The sequence below is a fragment of the Mucilaginibacter limnophilus genome (assembly GCF_004005815.1).
Taxonomy (GTDB): domain Bacteria; phylum Bacteroidota; class Bacteroidia; order Sphingobacteriales; family Sphingobacteriaceae; genus Mucilaginibacter; species Mucilaginibacter limnophilus.
The window spans coordinates 182596-205702 of record NZ_SACK01000006.1 but is presented as its reverse complement, the minus strand read 5'-3'; the positions used below and the strand labels follow the sequence as shown (position 1 = coordinate 205702).

Here is a 23107-nt window from a genome sequence, read left to right as displayed (position 1 = left end):
ATATAGATTGAATTAGGGGCTTATTGTGCTTCGATAAATTTGAAACCGTCAACACCGGTAACCAGGTCGGCATGATCAGCAGATTGAGTCCAGAAGAAAATCCGGAACTGTTTGATAGAGGCAAGATCAATATCACCACCTTCTACTACCGCGTCGCTAAACTTAAGCTTAAGTTCGTTCCAACCTGGCTTCAGTTTTGGGATAATGTCGGCAACATTCCAGTGTATCTCATTCTTATCGAAGTTGCCGTTGCTGTTCAGTTCTATCTGGCCATCGGCTTTAATGATTGAAGGATCATCAACATACCACCAGAAAGTAAGCATACCATCTTGAATAGTGAAGGTACTGTTAACCGGATGATCAACATTTTTATAGATAAACTGCATAAAATCGCTTCCGTTTTTAATGGTGTTTTGCAAAAAGCCTGTACCTTCTTTTTTACCATCAGTAACAATGTTTGGTGATCCTACAGTTTCCCAGCCATCTGCAGCGTCAACACTGTTAAATACAACAGCAGGCGCAGGTGGGGCTTGGCGGAACATTAAGCCATCAACAGCGCTAACAAGTTCGGCATGGTCTGTACTTTCAGTCCAGAAAAACACACGGAATTGTTTAACCGCATTTGGATTAAAGTCGCCGCCGGCTTTATCAGCACGACTAAAGTTAAGTTTGATTTCGTTCCAACCTGGTTTAAGAGTTGGTTTCAGCGCTGCAATAGACCAGCCGTACTCTTCTTTATCAAAGTCACCGCTGCTGTTAACCTCTATCTGGCCATCGGCTTTTAACAAAGATGGATCAGACAGGTACCACCAAAAAGTGAACTGACCATTTGTAGGCGTTAATTTTGTATCAAAGGCGGCAGCCGGTTTGTATATAAACTGCATAAAATCGCTGCCGTTAGCTATGGTATTCTGGATAAAGCCGGTACCTTCTTTTTTACCTGCAGTTTCAATTTTCACTTCCCCAACGGTCGACCAACCATCGGCAGCGTCTGCACCTGTCCACAACACAAGGGTCGGGTCAACAGGTTCTTCCGGCTCGTCCGGATCATCCGGCGGCGGAGGAGGTTTTAACGAACTCGTATCACGTGAAGTAAATTTTTCTTTTTGACAACCTGCCACCATTAATGACAGTGAGAAGACGGATAGTACCATCATCAATTTTGTAATTCTCATATCTTTTTAAGTTTAAAAAGTTATTAATTATGTTCTCTCAGCAATTCTTTTATTGATATAAATGAATCGGCGTTTATAATTTATTTTCGTACAGGTTTTGACCTTGAATATCCCGGCTCGCCATGAAACCATTTTGCGCCCTGCCCAGTTAGCCACAGGTAATAATCTGACGTCAGGTCGTTTTCAATTCCAACAAACCGCAAACCTGCATCGCCGTTAAGCGGCGTATTTTTTTCAAGCGCGGTTTTAAATATGGCCGTACCTTCATCAATCTCGTCAAACATGGCTACGTACAATGATTTGGCGCCAACGGCTTTTGCACCTGATATCTGCTGCCATAAAAAGTCGCCTTTCAGGCGGGGTATCTGGTAATACAGGCTGGCATCTTTGTGCATATTGCCCCAGGTAAAACCCGGAAACACCAGCGGCACATAATCAACCTTATTGGCATGGCACCATTGTATATCGGCAAGTACATTTTGCTCGGTGTATCCACTTGAGTTAAAGCGACCTACGGCCCATGGCATAATAATGTCAACCTTTTTTATCAATGCATGCAATGCAGGGTCTTTCTCGGTATCGTTACCAAAGGTGCGCCAGTAAAACGGTACCCCAAGCATTATTGAAACTTTATTGTCGGGGCCTTTCAGCTTGTCAACCAGTTTGCTAACATCCTCAATAGTATAGTTTCTGTTATCATTAAAGCCCACGCCCCATATGGTAACCAGCGGTTTGCCACGATGGTATAAATAGGTTGGATTTTCTTTGTTATCAAACAGCTTAAAGATGGTTTGCAATTCGTTCCAGTCCTGTTCAAGGTAGGCAACATCGGCGCTGTTGCTACCGCTAAGGTCATACATTACACTTATGGCCCTTTCATACTTTTTAGCGGCTTTTAAAGCATTGGCCAGTACCTTATTAAAATGCCTTTTTCCTTTTGCGTTTGATGGTTTTATTTCGCCCACAAAACGTTGCATGTGTACACCATCAAGGCCATAGTCTTTCATCCATTTGAAATGCAGGTCAACGCTTTCTTCGTCCCACGGACTGTACAGATAAGCATCGTCACCATTGGCAAATTTGAATGGCGATTTATATTTTTTGGTGTACTCGGTGATATCAGGCCAGAAATCAACATTGGTATTGCCCGGATAAAATCCGCCGTTACCCTGGTAATGGTACCAGCCGCGTTCTGAACCATCTCCTTCGGCTGCAAACCATCCCTGATAACCAGCCATTACAAGCCCGGTATATGATTTGTATTTTAAGCCTACAGTATCATATACTTTACCCGGGTTTGTCACTACCGGCTTTTCATCATCAGGCCCGGGGGCCGGGTCATTTTTTTTGCTTCCGCATGAAACAACAGCAACTGCTGCAAAGAAGGAGAAAAATAATATCGTAAGCTTTTTCATCAATATATTTCAGTTAGACTATCCCGGGAACTATTTTACTATAGCATAATAATTCCCGGGTAAAGTTTTGGCATTTATAACCGGTAATAATTATTCGTTAGGTACCTGTACTTCCAATATGTTCGACAGGTTCCACGAAGCAAAACTGTCATTCCACTGAACGCCTACCCTTACATAAAACTTGGTACCGCGTTTCAGGTTAGGTACTTCCAGTGTCATGGTTTTACCGGCTACATCTACATCCGTTGAAACATCCGGCAATTCGGCAAATGCCTTACCATTCATATTCAACCTTTCAGTAACCGAGTAATCGCGAATAGTTGCACCTGTACCAACCATACTGGTAATATTTACCAATGGCTGTATAGTACGCAGGGTTGGCAAGCCGGCGGTAACCGGCGGATCTATTGTAAATGTTAATCTTAGAGTGTTACCATCAACAAGTTCAGAACTGAAGTTTGTAATTTTGGCGTAAGGTGTAACCTCAAAATTATGCTGGGTGTTACTGCCGATATCTACTGTTGCGGTATCATAAACCGGCCAGAAACCACCATTGGTAGGCACTACCTTGTATTTGCCTTTAAACAGCTTGGTATCTTTAAAAGTACCATCGTATTTGCTTGGGATGGTTTGCGGTGACGCTGTAGTTTCCCAATCCTGCTGTTCAAGCCGTATTTGTGTACTTCCTGTTTCGCTTTGAAGGTTTTCACCCGTGGTAGCGTCTATAATGCGGCCTTCAAACGATGCGTTTGGCCCTTCGTAATTATCTGTTTTTGTACAGGCAGATACAGCCAGTACACTTATGCCTAACAATAATAATCTGCTTATCTGTTTTTTCATCTCTTAAAAATTATATTATTAATAATTAGGGTTGTTAGGATAAAGGTTAGGGTTCAGTGCTAACTGTCCGCCCGGAATTGGCTCATAATAAAACCTCTTATCAAAGTTATAGTTACGCTGAAACAATTCAGGTTCTTTCAGGAAGATGAACTTATCTTCATTGAATACGTAGTATGGCATTAAACCTTTAAACCTTGCGTTGTTCAACACTACGTCGGCAGTTCTCCAGCGTTTTAAGTCCCAGTAGTATTGATTTTCGAAAACCAGCTCTTTAGTTCTTTCCAAACGTACAGCGTCACGGTCAACTGAACCAAGTGTTGATGCGCCTGCTCTTGACCTGATCTTGTTTACACACTCTAAAGCGTCGCTTGTATTACCCAGTTCAATAGCGGCCTCAGCACGGTTAAGCAAGATTTCACCATAACGGAAATCATACCATGGCTGCTCGCTCCTGTTAAGATCAACCGCTGCCTGTGCTTTGTTATAATCAACATACTTACGTACATAGAAACCGGTACGGGTAAGCTCATCGCCACCTGTAAATGGACCGGTGAAACCTATTACTTGTTTTCCATTGTACAAAACATCGGTACCACCAGCTAATACATAGCTGCGTGTGTTAGCGGGCTTGGCAACCTCGTTAGCAGCAGTACCGCTGAATGACGGATAAATACCGCGCTGCATATCAAACTCTTTACCGCGCAATACATCCCCGGGGAAGTAGATACTTGCCAGCAACCTTGGCTCAAGGCCTGCCTGTACTTCGGCACGTGTGCTATAGCGTTTTGGTGTGCCGTCAGGATTGGTTACGTTTAAAGCGCCCCAGCGCTCAACAGTTTCCAAGGTTGGATATGAACGTGATAACGCGTTGGCGGTAAAGTAACGCGGAGACATGGTAGCATCCCAACTATGTGCGGTACCAATAGCAACCGAGTATTGTTTAACAAAAATAACCTCCGGATTGCCATCATATTTAAGGAACAAATCAACATAGTTTTGCTCTTTATCAGGGTTAGCGTTGTAAAGATCAAACTTGCCTTCCAGTAATTTTGCGGCGTCCCAGGCTTGTTGAAAATATTCCTGTGCTTTTTCAGCAGGTATACCAACAAAACCTTGTGACCGTGCAGGGCCTTCAACAAAATTTTCAGAGCCATATTTAGCCACACATGCAGCAAACAACATAGCCCTTGATTTTAAAGCGGCGGCTACATACTTGTTAGCGCGGCCTTTTTCGCTGGTTTCAGACATGCCGGTTATAGCCAAATCAAGTTCCGAGCTGATAAAATCCCAAACTTCCTCTTCTTTATTACGGTGAACCTGAAGTTCGCTTACCGGTGAAGCCGGATCCTGAGGAACGGTAATAATAGGCACGCCACCATAGCGTTTTGCCATACCATAATAAAAATAAGCCCTGATAAAATGTCCTTCGGCCAACAACTGGTCAACTCTTGGTTGTGTTAATTCTGTAACGTGCTTTGGCAGTTCTTCAATCAGGATATTGACAGCACGAATATCATTATATGGCCAATAACCAAAACCTCCGCCTATGTCAAAGCCACCATAAGGACCAACCTCTTCACCTATCGCCGAAGCCGAGTTGTAGAAGTTTTCCCAATCATTACCACCTCTTTTAAAACCCGGAGGGTTGTTGTTGTCGCCGCCATTTCCATCGGGCCTGTATTTAAAATCCTCAATTGGCAGTGCGCGGTAAAGATTAGCTACATACGAGGTAACCCCTGCTTCGCTACCAAAGATTACATCAGCACCTACAATATTTGTTGGCGGTATATCAAGGCGCTGGCATGATGTTACTGATGCCCCGATACTTATTGCTACCGCTATAATTATTTTATGTATACTTTTCATATTTTAATAAATTAAAAGGAAATGTTAGCACCTACACTAAAAGTTCTATTCATAGGATAAGTGTACCCTCCTAAGGCTACGTCTCCAAAGCCGTTATCATTTGGTCCTGGTCCCTGGTGTTCCGGATCATAGTTTTTCAATCCGGTAAAAGTTAAGAAGTTATAGCTGTTTGCATATACCCTAAACCTTTTAACACCGATTTTTTGCAGGAAAGAAGTAGGCAGGCTATATCCGAACTCAAGTGTTTTGATACGCAAATAGCTTGCATTTTGAACTGCCTTTGTTCCTCTTGCATCAGGCGAGCCCATGGCGGGATAAAAGCCTGGTACCCACTGTGTATTTGGATCGTAAATATTTGCTTCAGGATCTACAGTGTGCCAACTATCAAGGAAACGGGTTAACGCGCTACCATCATACATTAGCGGCGATGCAAATTGCTCACCGTATTGCACATACACGCCTGCCGCACCCTGTAATAATACAGTCATGTCAAAATTTTTATAGTTGACACTTATGTTTGCACCATAGTTATACAACGGTATATCATATGTAGCTATAGGACGTTCGTCTTTACCGTCAATAACCCCATCTTCGTTCCAATCCTGGTAATAGTAATCGCCAGGTATAACGCCCTGGTTACCACCACCTGTGTTTACCGGATGATTATATATCTGGTTATAACTGGTAAACTGTCCGGCATATTCAAGCCCCCACCAGATGTTACTATAACGATCCAACTGGTTATTTCTCCAGTTTTGGTAAGCATTACCTTGTGGACCCTGCAATATTTTGGTTCTTTGTGCACGAGTGGTTCCAATGTTTGCACTAACGTTTAGGCCAACATCGCCAAACTTGTTACGATAAGAGATATTGAAATCTAAACCTTGTACTCTGTCAGCCTCATAATTAATCTGCGGTACAGGCGCCCCAACAGTTCCAGGCAATGCTATAGCCGGTGTGGTGGGTAAACCTGTACGGTCACTTCTAAAAACCTCTATAGTACCATCAATTTTGCCATTAAGTAAAGTATAGTCTAAACCAATGTTCTTTTTTGTATTAATCGTCCAACTTAAGCCTGGGTTACCTAGTTTTTGAACCGAACCATTGACAGCAGAACTACCGAATATATATTGGTTAACCGGATAAGTGTAACCATTAATATAGTTAAAACCATTACCTTGTTCATCACCGGTTTCGCCCCAAGAACCTCTTACCTTTAAACTTGTAAGTATATTTTCTGATACTATATTACGGAAAAAAGATTCTTTGGTTAATACCCAGCCTATAGACACCGCTGGGAAAAACCCCCATTGGTCTGGCCCAGGCATATACTTGTTGGAACCATCGCGGCGGAAGCTGAATTCGGCTAGATATTTGCCTTTATAGTCATAATTCACTCTGCCTATCACGCTTCTGAATCCTACATCATACAGACCGCCTTGATCCATATCACCTAACATATTTGTATTACGTACGCCACCAAAAAGATAGTCAGAAGGTATTAATAAATCTTTTGCAGCATAGAAGTTATCGCCGGTTTGATGGCTTTGCTCATATACTAACGTTGCTGAAACATTGTGATCATCAAAAAATGTATTCACATAATTTAACGATAACTGGCTTTGAGCATAAATACGATTACGATAAGTACGGGTTATTCTTGACGGGCTTGAAACAGTTTGCGGAATATAAGTATCAGTTTCAGGTTCATATGTATATAACTCATATGCCCTTTGGTTGTCTGTAAAATTATCGGTACCATAGCTGTAGTTATACAAGGCCTTTGCTGTTAAGCCCTTTACACCAGGAATTTCGTATTGGAGATTAAGCTGGCCGGTAAAGTTGTTCTTCCTGTAATCTCTCCAACCACCTTTTTCGGCGTCGGTAACAACAGCAGGGTTAACGTTATCTTTAATTACAGCCGGGTAAAGCGGGTTATCGTTTGCAAATATCGGATTACGTGGAATGGTGTTCCAGGCATATTTGTAAACAGTCCACTGACTTTGAAACGGAGTGTATTTCTTATCTAACCAGCCTGATGCCAGTACTTGCGCTTTTAAACCTTTAACAATGTCAACCGTTACGTTTGAACGGAAGTTGTATTTGTTGTAATTTACATCGCCTGATTTGAATACACCATCCTGTTTCTGATAACCAAAGTTGAAGAAATAACTTATCTTTTCGGTACCACCGTTCACATTCAGGTTATGTTGCTGCTGTCCGGCAAATTCTCTGAAAGCAATACCGGTCCAGTCAGAAGTTTGCCTGGTACCGTTAAGGAATGGCTCAAAATCTGAATAGTTAAATGTAGGCGGCTGAACGCTGAGGAAGTTATTATCGAAATTGTGCTTACGTTTTTCATTGGTAAGCATCATATAGTCGATAGCGCCAACACCTTCCGGCATACCTAAAAATTGCTGCCACGACTGATTGATAGAATAACTGATATCAAATTTGTTATTTTTATCGCCTTTTTTTGTAGTTACTAGGATTACACCACCCGAGGCCCTTATACCATATATTGAAGCGGCAGCATCCTTTAGCACCGAAATGTTTTCAATCTCGTTCGGATCCATCCTTCCTAATATTTCCTGACCGCCATCTGCTATAACACCGTCAATAACTATCAACGGATCCGCGCCGCGGTAGCCACGTATGTTAAAGGCATTTGCATAACCACCCGGCTCAGACGTACGTTGTTGAATACGTAAACCCGGAATTTTGCCCGTTAATGAGTTAACAACGCTTTCATTTTTGGTTACTACGATATCTTTGCTTTTTAACGTGGATACCGAACCTGTAATGGTTTCCCTTTTTTGGGTACCGTAGCCTACTACAACCACTTCCTGTAGTTGCGCCTGTGTGGTTGATAAGCTAACATTTATTACGCTGCGATTGTTAATTTGTTCAACAACATCAGCCATACCAACAAACTTAAAAGTTAATTGGGTAGCGCTTTGCGGAACTATTATCTTATAATCGCCGTTAGCGTCGGTACCAACCGAAATGCCGCCTGCTGATACAGTAGCGCCCGGAAGGCCTGTACCGTCGGCTTTATCTGTTACTTTACCGCTTATAGTAACTGTTTGCTGGGCAAGCAAACTGAGCGGGTAAAGAAAAAATAAAATAAATAAGTATCTAAGTTTTTTCATATTGTTCTCTTTTGGATTTAAGTTTAAATTGTTCTATAACCCTTGCGGGTAATATGCTTCATGGTTCTGCCACACCTACGGTGGGTTAAGCTTATAATTATACATGATATTAAATGGTTGTTGTATTAACACCTGGCTTAATGAGGGCCGACTGGTGCTGCGGGTTCATAATTTTGTACAATTAAAGCTTGCGGCAAATAATAATTAATTAACAAAACATTAATTTCCGCTTTAAACTCGCTTGAAAACATGGTTTTTTATTTTTTTTGCAATCGATTGCAGATTTTATTCTATTTCCTTTCCGGTATCTTCAATTCCAGCGGCTTTTGGTTACGCAGCATTTTAGTGGCTTCCCCTGTCAGCCACAAATAATGGTCGGAAGGTTTACCATCCATGTTGATAAATGAAGTTACATTGCTTACCGGTGGGTTATCACTTCCTTTAAAAATAGCGGTGCCTTCATTCACCTCATCAAACATCGCCACGTAAAGCATTGAAGCTCCTGCGTTGATAGTAGTAACTATTTGCTGCCAGTAAAACCTGCCGCCCTGACGGGGTATCGAGCCAACGGGCTTTACATCATCCGGAAACTCGTAACGACTCAGGTTGTGCCAGCTGAAACCCGGGTAAACGCATGGTACATAATCAAGGTTATTTTCAGCGCACCATTTTATGTCTTCAATGGTATTATCGCGCAGCCTGTCCATGTCATTATGCAGCAGCGGACTGTAGCGTTGTACTGCCCATGGCAAAACTATATCACCTTTTTTAATTATCTGGTGCAGGTATGGGTCGTTTATGCAATCGGCATTTAAAGTACGCCACGCGGTAGGTACGCCCAGCATAATGGTACAGTTGCCGTAAACAGGGTCATTCTTAAAAAAGTCCAGAAGTCTTTCCAGCCCGATATTGCGGATGTTATATGGCCTGTCTGGGAAACCTATACCCCAAATAGCTACTACCGGTTTGCCTTTATGGTGCAGATATGTTTTTTTACCTGCCTGGTTAGTTACCTTAAGGCTGTCAACGAGTTTCTTCCAATCATTTATTATAACCGAGCAATCTTCATTACTGCCGCGCAAGCCGGAAAGGTCATACATTATAGCAATGGCACGCTCATATTTTGATGCAGCTTCAAAAGCGTTTTTTAGTATTGTAAGCGATTCTTTATCCTTATCGCGCGCGTTGCTAAAAAACCGTTGCATAAAAACGCCGTCAACACCATATTGCTGCATCCACTTAAAATGTAGATCAACGGCGCTTTTATCGTGCGAACTGAAAAATTTTGCCGGCTGGCCGTTGCTTAGCTTCCAAGGGGTATTATAGGTTTTTTCGTACTCACTCACATCAGGCCACATATCAATACCGCTGCGGCTTTCGTTACCATAGGCGTAACGTTTCGCGGAAGTACCATCACCCTCGGCCCTGAACCAGCCCTGGTAGCCGGCCATTATAAGCCCTTTGTAGGTTGGATACTGTGTTTGCTGACTGTGCCTGGATTGTGCATACGCTACCGCCGAGCATACGGTAAAAAGAATCAATAGCGCAATAATAGATCTTGATCTCATCACGGGTTAAATGCTTTTATACGTATCATGTATATACAGGATGCTATTATTTAAAGTCATCTGCAAAGCATGTACGCGGGTTTATAATTCAATCAAAATTGTCATGCAGGCATTAATAATTGCTTAACAAACCCATTAACAAGGCCGTTTAAACCGCATTAATTTAGATCAAAATGCATTTTTATAGTAAGAGGAAGTGTAATTATTCCAAAACGGCGTTAAAATTTTTCTCGAAATTTTCACCGTAAATAATCTTGTATTCACGGCAAAAAGAATCGTACGCGTTTTTGGCCAGCGAGTGTTTGCCCAGGCTGATGAGTGATTTGCATTTAAGCACCATCGCTTCTTCATTCACCGGGTCGAAGTAGAAGATATAGTTGGCCAGTTTTATCAAAAACTCAGGATCGTCATTAATATTAACTGAGCCGGCAAAATGAAGGTAGGTATCAATAATCTCATTGGATATTTCCGACTTAAAGGTATCCAGCCACTCGTATTCTACATCGGCCAGGAAATTGCCACGCTGAATAATTTTGGCCAGATCAGATATTTTCTGTTTATCAAGCTTGCGCTTGTCGTTCACAATGTCAAGATACTTTTTATAATCCACATAAACATGCTGAGGATTCATATCTATCTTCCAGTGGCCGCTTTCCTTAACTATCTGGCAGGATGATAACCTGTCGAGCACGTTTTTCAGTTTAGCTATGTTTACCGAGCGGTTATTACGGGCGCTCTCGGCAGTTTTATCAAACCAAAGTATTTCCTTAAGCTTTTCAGATGTAATACCCCTACCCCAGCGTATGGTATATAATAATATGATGAGAAACAGCTCCTTAGTGAGAGGAGTAAGATTTTTAGTGATGTCAGCACCTTCATTATCAAACAGCTGCAGATCGCCAAAAAGAAATATCGAATTTTTAATGACTTCAGGTTCAGCCGGAATATCATCCATTGCCGTAGTGCTGTTTTCACCGGGTGTTTCGGTAACAGTTGTAACGATGGGTGCTACTGCCTGGTTTAGTACGTTACTACGCTTGCTTCGTTTATACCAAACAACTCCTAAAGCCGCAACCACTACACCTGCTATGATATACCATATATAATCATTTTCTCCGCCGGCTTTGGCCAAAACATCGGTATCACGCGCGGCAATAGGCGGACCGTAAAGCGAATACAGGTTTACACGGGTTTGTCGACCTTTATCATCAAGCAGCAGGGTTACCGCTATAAAGCGTTTGCTTTGCGGGCAGTAAAACAAGTCGGCGTACGAGCTAATATCATGAAAGGTGTAAGGTATGCTGTTACCCAAGTTGGTAAAAGTTGCTTTGTTAAGCGAACCGGATATCAGCTGTAACCTTGAATTATATTTATGTTTTGGGAAAATCAGGGCGTAATAGGAGTCGTTCTTTTGATTGATCACCATTGAATTGGCAAAAACGAAATCCTCACCTTTGATATTCAGCTCGTATATTTTTTTAAATGTTTTCGATTTTACGTCGAAATAGATCAGATCATATAAATTCCGCGGATTCAAAATTTGCTGACCGGTGGTACTACCATACCCACCCAAAATATAAGCGCCACTTTTTGTTGCGCCAAGTGAGGCAAGGTATCGAGGCACCAGGGTTTCACCACCAACTTTTATTTTTTCCCAGCTTTTAGTACTGAGATTATATCGCTGCACATCATTTTTATAGGAAAACTGCCCGTAACCGCCTATCATGTACAATGATGAATCGGCCGGTGAGTAAAATTTATTAATGTGCCAGTAGTTGGTTTCAAACGCCGAGCTGTTATGCTTAATATCCCAGCTTGACGTGTTGAAATTATAAAACGCTACCTGTTTTTGATCGACATTAATATTGAACAGCCTGTTCAGGTCGGTACTGTAATAAGATTGGTTGCCTCTTATTAAAAACTGTTTACCCGATGTATAACCTTGTGATACCGACTTTGAAGAAGGCACCGAATAGCTGATCACCGAATCACTACCGGTAATATAAACCACTTCTTTTTCCGGATCAAACGCCACGCTTACCGCGCCCTTAATGTTAAACGATTGCAGTTGCTGCCAATTGCAATGCAGCTTTTTTATCCATAATGGGTTAACAACTTTTGCGGTGTTGCCGTTTATTTCCTCTTTAGCATCATTCCCGTCTAATTCATCAAGCAACCAGTTGTAAGTAACGCGCTGCCCTTCTTTTATCAAGATATTGCGCAGCTTCATGGGCGGCACATCATTGGTTTTAAAGTCAAGGTAGTCATTAGAACCGAACAACACCTTGAAGCAATTATTATCGCTGAATTTTACCGGCTGGGTAAACGATGAATTACCTACTATAAGGGTAAGCTGTTGTTTGCGCACATCAAACCGGAATGTAAATTTTGTCCAGTCGGTAAGCAGTTTCTTTTCATCAAGATTAAAAGATATTTTAGAAAACTGATCGCCTATAATCAGTCGGAAGTGTTTATTATCTGTTCGCCTGTCATATAGCAGGTCAATGTTTTGCTTGTCGTTATTAATTAATCTTACAATGTAGCCGAAATAGTTTTCGCGGTTGGGAAGAAAGGCAAAATCAAATGACAGCTCAAAGTTATCTTTAAAGCACAAAGGCTTTGCCGGACTAAGATCAAGCCCGGTGCGTTTATCCTGAACTGTTTCGTGCGAGAAAAAACCAAGTCCGTAAGATTGTGCGCAAACAGTCTCTGAAAAAAAACAACTTGAAAGTATCGTATATAAAAAAAGTAAAAATTGCCTCAATCTCATCAGTAAGTTAACGGTTACCAAATAAACCCGCCCTATGGCAGCAAACATGCCAGCAAAACAAGCCCCATGTAAAGTATGCCCGAATTAGATTTATAACAGCAACAAATTTAGCGTAATGTCTGCTATCTTAACAATTTATGTTTACAAAACATGTATTGTTAAAAAGCCAATTATTAAGCCTTATTGCTGTTTTTAAATGTTAAACATACTGTTATCACAATATGCATCGTGCTAAACTAAGTTAAAATTTTATTTGTATTAAAATTGGTTTATGATATGTAATCAAGCTACAAATCAACACTAAGCCATTAATAAATAATTAATAACGCCTTAATGCATTATCACAACCACTGTATTAAGGCACACCTATTCTCTGCAAATAAATACTTAAAAGTTGGTATTTTAATAACCGGTTTATAAACATAGCTTTATCATGCTATTATTAGGTAACCTGCATTATATCCTTACCCACTTGATGCGACGTTTACAATTGTTCTTATTGTTTAGCCTTGGCGTATGTATAAACTGCATTGCTCAGTTAACGCCGCATACACAGCAACGCATCGACAGTTTATTTAGCATTGCACACGAGCCTTTTTTTAAGCAGACAAGGCAATTTAATATATCGCTTTTATGGATAGAACAATTGGCAGTTCAGGATAAACAATTTGCCATGCTGGCTAAAGTGTATATTATTAAAGCAGAATTAAACCTTCACGCCGCCGACACGATTGCTGCCATTACTGAGATAAATAAAGCAGTCGGGTTATTAAGTTATATCGACAATGAAAGTACTGTGAGCAATTCGCAGGCGCTACTGGCGGCATTGTACATCAGGGCAGGCAACAAAAACCGTGGCACAAACCTGTTAAGACAATCGGCATTGGGAGGACGCGACAGGGTGACCTTCTCAGATGAATGGCTATCTACAATACACGCACGCGCACAAGCCAATGCATTGCTTAACGATAATAAAGCGCTGCAGCTTGATTACAACGGCGCTGCAAACATGGCCCGGAAAGCGGGTGCCCAGCCCTTATATAGAGTTAACAACCTATTCGCCGAAAGCTTTCTGCAGGCAGGAGATACTAACAAAGCGTTTGAAGTACTTGATGCGCTTATATCAGACACCGGCTTTACCGCTGCCCAAACAAAACAGCTGTATAGCCGCCTTATTATTTACTCGGTAAAAGCAGGCAGATTTGGCAAACTGACAGAATACTATAGCCGGCTTAAAAAGCTGAACAATATGGTAACCGGCAAAGAGTTACAAAATGAAAGTCTATTGGCCACCGGTTTATACAAAGAATATCTCGGCATCAATAAAGATGCAGAAGCTGCATACATCCAACTTGTTACCGATTACGAGCAACATGGCCCTACACAAACGAACATTGAAGGCATGATCAGGCTGGCTAATTTGTATGTTAAAACGGCGCCATACAGAGCTTCATATTATTTCGACCTATTAAAAAAGGAGCTTACCGGTGGATTGCTGCAGACACCAACCGGTAAGCTTTACCGACAAACTTTAGCGGCATATAAAAGCGGCAACACTTCGCCATTGATAAAGCAAGATACCGCTTATCAGAACCGCTTATCAGTGGCAACACGCGAACTGGAATATCAGTACCAGGTGCTTAAAGAAAAACAGGACAACGCCCTGCTTAAACAGCGGCAGCAACTGCAGGCGATAATCCATGCGAAACAGCGGCAGCAATATGTTTTATATATACTGATACTTGCGCTTATTATTGTAGTAACGGCGGGCATAATATTGTTAATGAACTGGCGCCGCAAACAGGCCCGAAAAACACACGAAGCCGAAAAGCTGCGGCTTGAACATGAGCACAAAGCTATATTGGCAAAAGCGCTTACCAAAGCGCAGGAAGAAGAACGCGCCGCCATAGCCGAAACGTTGCACAGTGAAGTTGCAGCCATGCTGGCCGTGGCGCGGCTTAACCTGTCGGCCGATGAAAGGCAGGCTACACCAGCAAACGGCAAACAAATCAGAGTGGCAGCAGACATACTTGCACGGCTCACACAAACCATCCGCGACATGAGCCATCGGCTTATGCCATTGGGCCTAAAGCAGATGGGGCTTGAAGCGGCCATCAACGAAATTGCTAAAGAGATAAACCAGACTGGTATGGTTGGGGTTGAAACCCTATTTGTGAATGTAAACAGCGCTGCCCTGCCTGATGATATGCAGATTAACATCTACCGCATGGTGCAGGAACTTTTTCAAAACATGCTGAAACACGCCCACGCGCGCCATGCCTTTTTACAGGTAGCGCAGCACACCGACAGCCTAAACATAATTTTTGAGGATGACGGTGTTGGAGTAATATCCGAAGAAAAGCTAACCGGCGCCGGCCTTGTAATGATGCGTAAACGTGCTGAGTATTATGGCGGCAGCCTTACTATTGATACCCGTAACGGTGGGGGATCAACGTTTGTAATCGACCTTAAAATTTAAAGCTATCTATTTAAACGCAGAAGTTTTTGAAGGATGTAAAATTGCCGTATATTGAGGCGCAAAAGCACTACTGATTGGAACCTCTGCGCTTATACATAGTTGATGATCACCAGATACTTATTGACGGGCTATCGGCTTTTTTTAGCACCGTATCCGGTATTGAGATTGTTGGCACGGCTAACAACAGCCAGATATTATTGCAGGAAGTACACCTTCTGCAGCCTGATATTTTACTGCTCGACCTGAACATGCCCAAAATGGATGGCATGGCCACTCTTGACGCTCTGCAAAAAGACCATTCGCGCCTCAAAGTTATCGTCTTGTCAAGCTATCATCAGTCGTATTTTATAAACGATGCACGTAAAAAAGGCGCTAAAGGATACCTGTTAAAAAACGGCTCTAAAACCGAACTGCTTAATGCTATTGAAGCAGTAGCAGGTGATGGCACATGGTTCCCTGAAAGCGGTATAAGCGAAGCCGCAGACGATGCAGAGAAATCGGTATTCACCGACGATTTCAAAAAGAAATACCAGCTTACCCGCCGCGAGATAGAAATCATCAAACTGATTGCCCAAGGCCTTACCAGCAATGAAATTGGCGAAAAACTGTTTATAGCCGAAAATACCGTTACCACCCATCGGCGCAACATACTGCTTAAGCTCGAAGTAAAAAACACCGGATCCCTATTGAACTTCGCCCGCCAGCAAGGCATTATATAACCTTTTCTTTTTCAGCCTTCAACCCTGTAAAATACCGCAAAGTAAGTATTGTTTAATACCTGTGGCAGTTTGTATTTTGTAAGCCGAATCCTAATTAAATACATATGCGCCTTATCCCTTGTAAACTATTGTTTATACTTATTCTTTTATTTGTATCAGCTGGACATTGCCAGGCACAAGACATTCAAATGTTGCGCAAAGGGCTAAATTTTAATGGTTGGGCAAACAGGTACAACACCAGGCTGCAGTTCACACCTGATGGCAAAGGGCTTATTTTTCAGCATGCAATAGATTATTCTACCTACAAGTCGTTCCTTTTTGAATTCGACAAAAAAAGTAAAACAAATAAAGCTGTGTTAGCTGAACCTAATTTTTTGTTGTGTACTGACGAGCAGTTAAAGCTAATGCTGACAAATGTCACTGGTAAAAAGCTTTCACCCGGCCATTATACAACTAACTACACAGCGCTATTGGATGAAAACGGCAAACAAGTAGATTCGATACCTCTTATGTTTAATAACGCTTGTTTTATCAGTAAAACTCTTGTATTTGGCCTTGCTGCTGATTCCATGTATGTTTATGAAAGAAACAAAGGTATAGTTAAGCGAAAGCCACATGTTAAGAATGATTACCTGTATTATGGAAACCTAAGCTACAGCGCTGGAAAAATATATCAAACATGTATGCATAAAGACGGTGGATTTGATCCAACTACACAGTTATTACAAATTATAAATACCGACGATCTTTCGGAAAAACACGTTAAACTTCCAGGGAAATACACAACGTTGCAAATTGAAGCTATGCCCTCAGGCTACTTATGGTTAATGGGTACAGGGGGATCGATTACTGATCAAAAGTCATTTGCATTGTGTTATAATCCTCGTACCGAAAAGATAATCCGGGAGTATCAAATAAATGGTTATATCATTGATTGGATTCCATCCAAAATTGATGAAAAACTGTATGCGTGCAGCAGCACAAGCTGGGTTATTGATAGCTTAGGAGTTCAAAGATTAGAAAATATTATACCCGGTACAAACTACAAAATAGCCAAAAACATCAGCGTACAACCGAATACCGGACTTTTAGCATTTTACTATGGTAACGAAAAAAATTTAATAATTTATAATTCCCTCAATAAAAAAATTGAACAGCAGTTTACTTTTAACAGCGCTTCACCTCTGGCAAATGAAGTCATTGACATGCAATGGCATCCAACAAAACGAATGCTTGCTTTTGGTACTAAATACCAATCAGATTCCATAAGCATTGGGGTTATAAGCTTATCTGAAGTGGCAATTCAAAACAAACCTCCCACAGCTGTAACGCAAGCTACAATCGTACAGCCGCCCGGTATAGTGTTACAAGATACACATAACCTAAGGGCATCGGCCATAGCATTTAACAAGGACGGCAGTTGGATGGTATCAGGCGATTTAACGGGCCGGGTAAACGTTTGGGATGCCAAAAGCAAGCTTATCTACAATAAAATATTCCTCGGAGGAAGTGGTGATAATAAATTTACCTCAAATAGCCGTCTGCAGCTAACCATTCATCCAACACAAAGAAAATTTGCAGTTAACTTTTTTAAAGATTATGTGAGCATACTTGATTTTGACGACAACGAACTGGATAAAATAACCATTGACGGATTTTGCAAACTACTACGTTTTACTACCGATGGCCGGTATTTAATTATGGCAACTTATTCACGGCCGGGCACATTATTAAAGTACGATATTGCACAGAAGAGGATAATAGACACTTATATTAATGCCGAGTTTGGCACGGGCGGTATGTTAGGCGCCAATGTATTTTACGATAATCAGTACTATTATGATACCGAGAATAACAAGCTTCTGAAAATTAATTTGCTTAACGGCAAAATTGAGCTTAAAGTACCGGTTAAAGCAAATCAAAAGATTGTACTGGTTGATGTTTCGCCCGACGAACGCTCGGCAATTATAGTAAGCGAATATATGGAAATGATGTATATTGATATCTCCTCCGGGCAAACTGCAATAATATCAAAAGCTGCCATTAGGCCGATGGGCACATTTGAGCTAAATCCTAATGGCGGAGACCCGATAAACATACCCATGCTTCATATGGTGAAGGTAAAACCTGATAATTCGGGATTTATATTTGCGATAGAAATTGCCACTCCCCGGCAGCGGCTAATGAAACAGGTTGGTTTTATAACCACTCCTTTTAACAGATCAACGCTAAAACTTGGCGAACCCTTTGCTTACCAACAACCGCTAAGAAACAGTCCGGTAGTATCAAACCAAATGCAACCCGGTACCGATTACCTGTGGACGGGTAACGAGGATGGCTCATTATACCTGTGGGATCTGAAGCTTGAAAAGCAGGCGGCCATCTTTGGCGGCGACAGCCGTATGCCCAAACTTATTGAGGCCAATAAATACATGGACGGCCTCACCATGACTGTAAATTCGAGACGATCGTCAATCAACTACGGTCTTCGGCAGGATTTTATGCGTTTCGATTTTGCCACCGCCGAAGCGCTATCATTAACCCGGAGCGGTTATTCTACAGAGTTTATTTATACCCTGCCCGATAAAAATCTGCTGACAAACAGCGCGAACGAATTGGTTACCGTAAACCTGCAATCGAAACAGGAAACGGTTAACAAAAACTTCTTTTCAAAAGATGGTGGTTTAGAATTTTCGGACGTGCATTTACTATATGCAGGAAAGAAAAACCTGTGCTATTACTTTGAAAAAGACCAAACATTACAGTGGTTTGAGAATGGCAAACAGGTAAAGCAGGCGAAATTTCCTGACGATTTTCCGTTGAAAGGCAAGCACCGCTTCGAAATGGATAAATGGTCGTTTAATTCTGATTCATCTGTATTATATGCCAGGTTTTCATATTCACAGTTTGATGATGAAGGCCGTACACAGACCGGTAGCGCCGCATCATTCCATAGTTATAACATGAAAACCAGCGCTATAAAACGGCTAACAGTTCCTGCTGAGCTAAAGACTGCCCACAGGCTTACTATTTCGGGTGATAACGCGCTTTTTGCTATTGACAAGCAGCTATTCCGGTATAATTTTAATAGCCAAAAGCTCGATAGTGTAAATTCAGCTAAACCTGCATTGAGATTTGGCACAGAATATAGCTCTGATGGCCTGTTCAGCAATGACAAGTATGCCGCAGCTGTTTACGAGCATGATACACTGCGGACATTTCATCAGGAATTTATCCGGGCGGTTATCATTAACACACAAACGCTTAAACCGGTTGCTGATTTCCCTTTAAAATATAGCAAAGTAAACAATATAACCTTTAGTCGTGATAATAAGCTAATATATGTACAATACGCCGGTGAGGTTGAAATACGTGCCATACCCAACGGCAGCCTAATGGCTACGCTTGTGATATTACCCGGCAACAAGTTCATCATCTACACGCCCGATAACTACTACTATGCCAGCAGCAAGCTTACCGATATCGGTTTCCGTACAAAAGGGAAAGTGTACAGCGTTGAACAATTTGACCTGAAATACAACCGTCCTGATATTGTACTTAAACGGCTTGGCTATGCTCCTGCTCAGCTTATCGATTTATACCGTAAGGCCTACCTTAAACGCCTGCAGCGCTTGAACTTTACCGAAGAAGGTGTGAACAATGAAAGCGAGCCGCCCACTATCGAACTGCTTAACCGCTCTGCCATACCGGTTAAAACCACAGCCAGCACCGTAACGCTGAAACTCAAATGCACCACCCCGTTGGGTACGCTCGACAAGATAAGCATCAGCGTGAATGATGTGCCTGTTTATGGTATTAAAGGCTTCAGGATTCCGGGTAATAACCTGAGCACCTATACCAACGAAATAGAAGTTAAGCTGATGAGCGGCATTAACCGCATCAGCTATTCGGTATATAACTCTACAGGTTCACAATCACTGAAGGAAAATATCGAAGTAATTCACGAACCCACCACCCCTGTTAAGCCTAAAGTTTACTTTGCAGGCATAGGCGTATCAGCGTATAAAGATACCCGCATGAACCTCAAATATGCCGATAAAGATATTAGGGATATATCAGATATGGTTAAGGCCCGATATCCTGATGCGGATGTCATAAACTTGCTGAACACCGATGCTACGGTAGCTAACATTAAGCTACTTAAGCAAAAATTTATGCAAACAGGCGTTGATGATATTATTATTATATCCGTTTCAGGGCATGGTTTGCTTAATGCTTCAGGCGATTTCTTCTATGCCGCGTATGAGACCAACTTTACCAACCCCGACGTGACCGCCCTTGCCTATAAGGATATTGAATGGCTGCTTGACGGCGTACCGGCGCGCAAAAAACTGGTGATGATAGATGCTTGCCATAGCGGCGAATCGGATAAAATAAATCAATCTGAAACTACAATGCTTGCGGCAAATGTGAAGTCAACACTTACACCAGGTGCAAAAGGATTTGGCAAAACAGTGACCAAACAAACGGGAGTTCAAAATTCATTCTCGCTGATGCAGAACCTGTTTATGGACCTAAACGAAGGCTCGGGTGCTGTCGTAATATCGGCTGCGGCAGGCGACAGCTTTGCGCTTGAATCGCCGCAATGGAACAATGGTGTTTTCACCTACTCGGTTATCAGCGGATTAAAAAACCGTGAAGCTGACAGGGATAATAATAAAACCATCAGCCTGTCTGAACTGCGGCAGTATGTTTACGAAAAGGTTTCCAAAGAAACCGGCGGCAGGCAGCAGCCTACCACCCGTGAAGAAAACCTCGGTTTCGACTGGCAGATATGGTAAAAAATCAATGATTATCCCCAATAAATACTCACTATCAGGTATGGGTTAAACTATTGTGATACTGTACTTTTGAAACCAAAAAACTCATTTCAAATGAAAAAAATAACCTTCCTTTTCGCATTAACCTTATATACTGCAAAGCTTTTCGCTCAAACGCAGTATGCGCTGGTTATCGGCGTTGATAAATATAATCCGCCGGCAGGCACTAAAATAACAGGCAATACACGATCTGATTTTCCCGACCTGCAGGGCTGCCGTAACGACGCCATGTCGATAAAATCCATCATACAAACGCGTTATGGCTTCAAAGCGAACAATATTACCGAACTGTATGACGAGAAAGCCACCCGCGAAGGCATACTAAGCAGCATGAAAGCGCTGCTTGCCAAAGCGCAAAAGGGCAATATCGTATTCATTTATTATGCGGGCCATGGTAGCCAGCAGGTTAATTCGTTATCAAAAGAAGAAGATAAGCGCGATGAGTCAATGGTGCCTTCAGATACCTGGAAAGAGGGCATTGGAGATATACGCGACAAAGAACAGGCAGCCATTTACAACGCTTTTCTTGACAAGGGAGTAAAGCTGACCGTTATACTGGATTGCTGCCATAGCGGCTCCATGTCGCGTGGACCGGTATTTGGTAACGAGCGTAAACGTTATATAGCAGCCAACAATTACGACGCGAAGGATGCCTCAAATCCTGCAGCGCCTGAGTTAAGGGAATCATTTGATTTCCTGCTGATCTCAGCCGCGCAGGACTTTGAGTCGGCAGTAGAGCAGTTGGATGATCAGAATATGCCGCACGGCGCTTTCACCCTGGCGTTGCTTGGCGCTATGCAGCAGCAATCGGTAAACGCTCAGGCTATAAACATATTTAAAAGCGCTCATGCCATACTAAAAGGTAACGGCAAAAAGCAGGAACCGGTTATTGCTGGCTCAAAACACAGGCAAAGCCAAACCCTTTTTGGTTTGGATAAAAGCAAGCTTGAGGATAAAACACTAATACCGGTACGCGGTATTAAAAAAGGCCAGGTAGAGATTTCCGGCGGCTTCGCTGAAGGTTTGTACCGTGAACATGAGCTTACTCTGTTAGGTGATACTAACACTGTAATAAGAGTTGAAACCGTTACGGGCATCAGCACCGCATTATGCTCAGTAAAAAAAGGAAAACTTGAAGGTATAAAGCCGGGCGCCATGTTCGAGGTGTCCAACTGGATATCGTCTGACGCGCCGCTATTGAAGATATACATCCCCGAAACCGCATTTACTGAGGCTGATGTAATGCAACTCGCAAAAATCAACAGCCAGTTAAAATCATCTGGCAAGGCCAAAAAATGGATAAACAACCTGCAGGAGTATGAGCCATCAGTATCGCTGTATTTCAGCGGCAATAAGTTTTTAGCTAATAACGGAACCACTATAGCCGAGCTTAAAGGACGTGACCTTACCGCTGTAACATCCGCAGTTACAAAAAACGATACCGTTTTCTTTAACCTGCCGGCGTCAGCAGCGCTTACTGCGGCTGTTAAGAAATCGCTGGGAACAAATAAAAGTATCAGCGTGGTAACCGATCCAAGTTCGGCGAATTATATCCTGTACGGCACTATTACTGATGATGGCTCGCCTTCATACGGCTTTTTGCGTGCGCAGGTAACCAGCCGCGACAGCCTTGAAGCCATGCCGCTGCAAACTAAAAACTTCAATATTAAAACAGGCGCTGCTAACGTGGCCGACAGCCTGCTGGAATACGCCATGCGCCTTTCAAAAATAAACGGGTGGATGAAGCTTTCGGGACCGTCAGACAGCAAGGGGAACGCTTTCCCGTTCCATCTGGAGGTGATAAACGCCAAGACGAAGCAGAAGATCACCACGGGCATCTACAAAGTTGGCGACGAGGTGAGCGTACATTTGGTAGCCGACGAAAATTATAACAGCATTAACGTCGCGCCAAAATATGTGTATGTGTTCGGTATTGATAAAAACGGCAGCATGTTTTTGTTTTACCCGGGCGAAGGAAACGGCAATGTAGAAAACAAGATACCATCGAGCGATACTACCGACATAGAGCTTTTTGGCTATGACGTAGAAGAGCCTGTTGGTACCGATAACCTTTACCTGCTTGCTACTGCCGACCCTATACAAGGCTACGCTTACCTGTTTAACCAGGAAGGTGTAAGGGACATAAAGCAAGGTTCAAAAGGTGGCGACAACCCGCTTGCCGACCTGCTGAATATGGGTAATACAGCGGGCACACGCAGCTTCAAAAAAACTCCTGCCACCTGGAACATTAAGCGCGTGCCGATTAAAACAACGCATTAAGA

At 42.3% G+C, this 23107-nt stretch carries 11 protein-coding genes; 4 read left to right on the top strand and 7 right to left on the bottom strand.

Annotated elements, in window-relative coordinates; all coding sequences use genetic code 11:
* Window positions 1-20: 20 nt before the first annotated feature.
* The 7 genes from EOD41_RS14370 to EOD41_RS14340 form a co-directional block, all read right to left on the bottom strand.
* Window positions 21-1175, bottom strand: a complete 1155-nt coding sequence (locus EOD41_RS14370; protein ID WP_127706112.1) for a hypothetical protein — start codon at window positions 1173-1175, stop codon at window positions 21-23.
* An 80-nt stretch (window positions 1176-1255) separates the two neighbouring features.
* The gene (locus EOD41_RS14365; RefSeq protein ID WP_127706110.1) at window positions 1256-2590 is read right to left on the bottom strand and encodes a glycoside hydrolase family 71/99-like protein; all 1335 of its coding nucleotides are present in this window, start codon (window positions 2588-2590) and stop codon (window positions 1256-1258) included.
* A 90-nt stretch (window positions 2591-2680) separates the two neighbouring features.
* Entirely contained in the window at window positions 2681-3430 is a 750-nt protein-coding gene (locus EOD41_RS14360) for a DUF3823 domain-containing protein (protein ID WP_127706108.1), read from the bottom strand.
* Window positions 3431-3448: 18 nt separating this feature from the next.
* Window positions 3449-5296 carry a RagB/SusD family nutrient uptake outer membrane protein gene (locus EOD41_RS14355; protein ID WP_127706106.1) on the bottom strand — a complete coding sequence of 616 codons (1848 nt, stop codon included), beginning with the start codon at window positions 5294-5296 and terminating at the stop codon, window positions 3449-3451.
* An 11-nt stretch (window positions 5297-5307) separates the two neighbouring features.
* Window positions 5308-8448, bottom strand: coding sequence for a SusC/RagA family TonB-linked outer membrane protein (locus EOD41_RS14350; protein WP_127706104.1), 3141 nt, complete (start codon window positions 8446-8448; stop codon window positions 5308-5310).
* A gap of 290 nt (window positions 8449-8738) precedes the next feature.
* On the bottom strand, window positions 8739-10016 hold the full coding sequence (locus EOD41_RS14345; protein ID WP_127706102.1) for a glycoside hydrolase family 71/99-like protein: 1278 nt from the start codon (window positions 10014-10016) through the stop codon (window positions 8739-8741).
* Between the two features lie 202 nt (window positions 10017-10218).
* Window positions 10219-12786: a kelch repeat-containing protein gene (locus EOD41_RS14340; protein WP_127706100.1), complete on the bottom strand. Its 2568-nt coding sequence runs from the start codon at window positions 12784-12786 to the stop codon at window positions 10219-10221.
* Window positions 12787-13219: 433 nt separating this feature from the next.
* On the opposite strand from EOD41_RS14340, the gene EOD41_RS14335 reads away from it, so the two are divergent.
* The 4 genes from EOD41_RS14335 (at window position 13220) to EOD41_RS14320 (ending at window position 23105) form a co-directional block, all read left to right on the top strand.
* The gene (locus EOD41_RS14335; RefSeq protein WP_127706098.1) at window positions 13220-15265 is read left to right on the top strand and encodes a sensor histidine kinase; all 2046 of its coding nucleotides are present in this window, start codon (window positions 13220-13222) and stop codon (window positions 15263-15265) included.
* Window positions 15266-15339: 74 nt separating this feature from the next.
* Window positions 15340-15984, top strand: coding sequence for a response regulator (locus tag EOD41_RS14330; RefSeq protein ID WP_127706096.1), 645 nt, complete (start codon window positions 15340-15342; stop codon window positions 15982-15984).
* Between the two features lie 188 nt (window positions 15985-16172).
* A complete protein-coding gene (locus tag EOD41_RS14325) occupies window positions 16173-20786 on the top strand; it encodes a caspase family protein (RefSeq protein WP_164849939.1) in 4614 nt (1537 codons plus the stop codon).
* A 93-nt stretch (window positions 20787-20879) separates the two neighbouring features.
* Window positions 20880-23105 (top strand): caspase family protein, encoded by a 2226-nt coding sequence (locus EOD41_RS14320; protein ID WP_127706091.1) that lies wholly within the window; start codon window positions 20880-20882, stop codon window positions 23103-23105.
* Window positions 23106-23107 lie beyond the last annotated feature (2 nt).

Bases quoted from the DNA above. Each gene is read 5' to 3' on its own strand.
- EOD41_RS14355 (WP_127706106.1), bottom strand. From the start codon at position 5,296: ATGAAAAGTATACATAAAATAATTATAGCGGTAGCAATAAGTATCGGG.
- EOD41_RS14360 (WP_127706108.1), bottom strand. From the start codon at position 3,430: ATGAAAAAACAGATAAGCAGATTATTATTGTTAGGCATAAGTGTACTG.
- EOD41_RS14370 (WP_127706112.1), bottom strand. From the start codon at position 1,175: ATGAGAATTACAAAATTGATGATGGTACTATCCGTCTTCTCACTGTCA.
- EOD41_RS14335 (WP_127706098.1), top strand. From the start codon at position 13,220: ATGCTATTATTAGGTAACCTGCATTATATCCTTACCCACTTGATGCGA.
- EOD41_RS14325 (WP_164849939.1), top strand. From the start codon at position 16,173: ATGTTGCGCAAAGGGCTAAATTTTAATGGTTGGGCAAACAGGTACAAC.
- EOD41_RS14320 (WP_127706091.1), top strand. From the start codon at position 20,880: ATGAAAAAAATAACCTTCCTTTTCGCATTAACCTTATATACTGCAAAG.
- EOD41_RS14340 (WP_127706100.1), bottom strand. From the start codon at position 12,786: ATGAGATTGAGGCAATTTTTACTTTTTTTATATACGATACTTTCAAGT.
- EOD41_RS14365 (WP_127706110.1), bottom strand. From the start codon at position 2,590: ATGAAAAAGCTTACGATATTATTTTTCTCCTTCTTTGCAGCAGTTGCT.
- EOD41_RS14350 (WP_127706104.1), bottom strand. From the start codon at position 8,448: ATGAAAAAACTTAGATACTTATTTATTTTATTTTTTCTTTACCCGCTC.
- EOD41_RS14345 (WP_127706102.1), bottom strand. From the start codon at position 10,016: ATGAGATCAAGATCTATTATTGCGCTATTGATTCTTTTTACCGTATGC.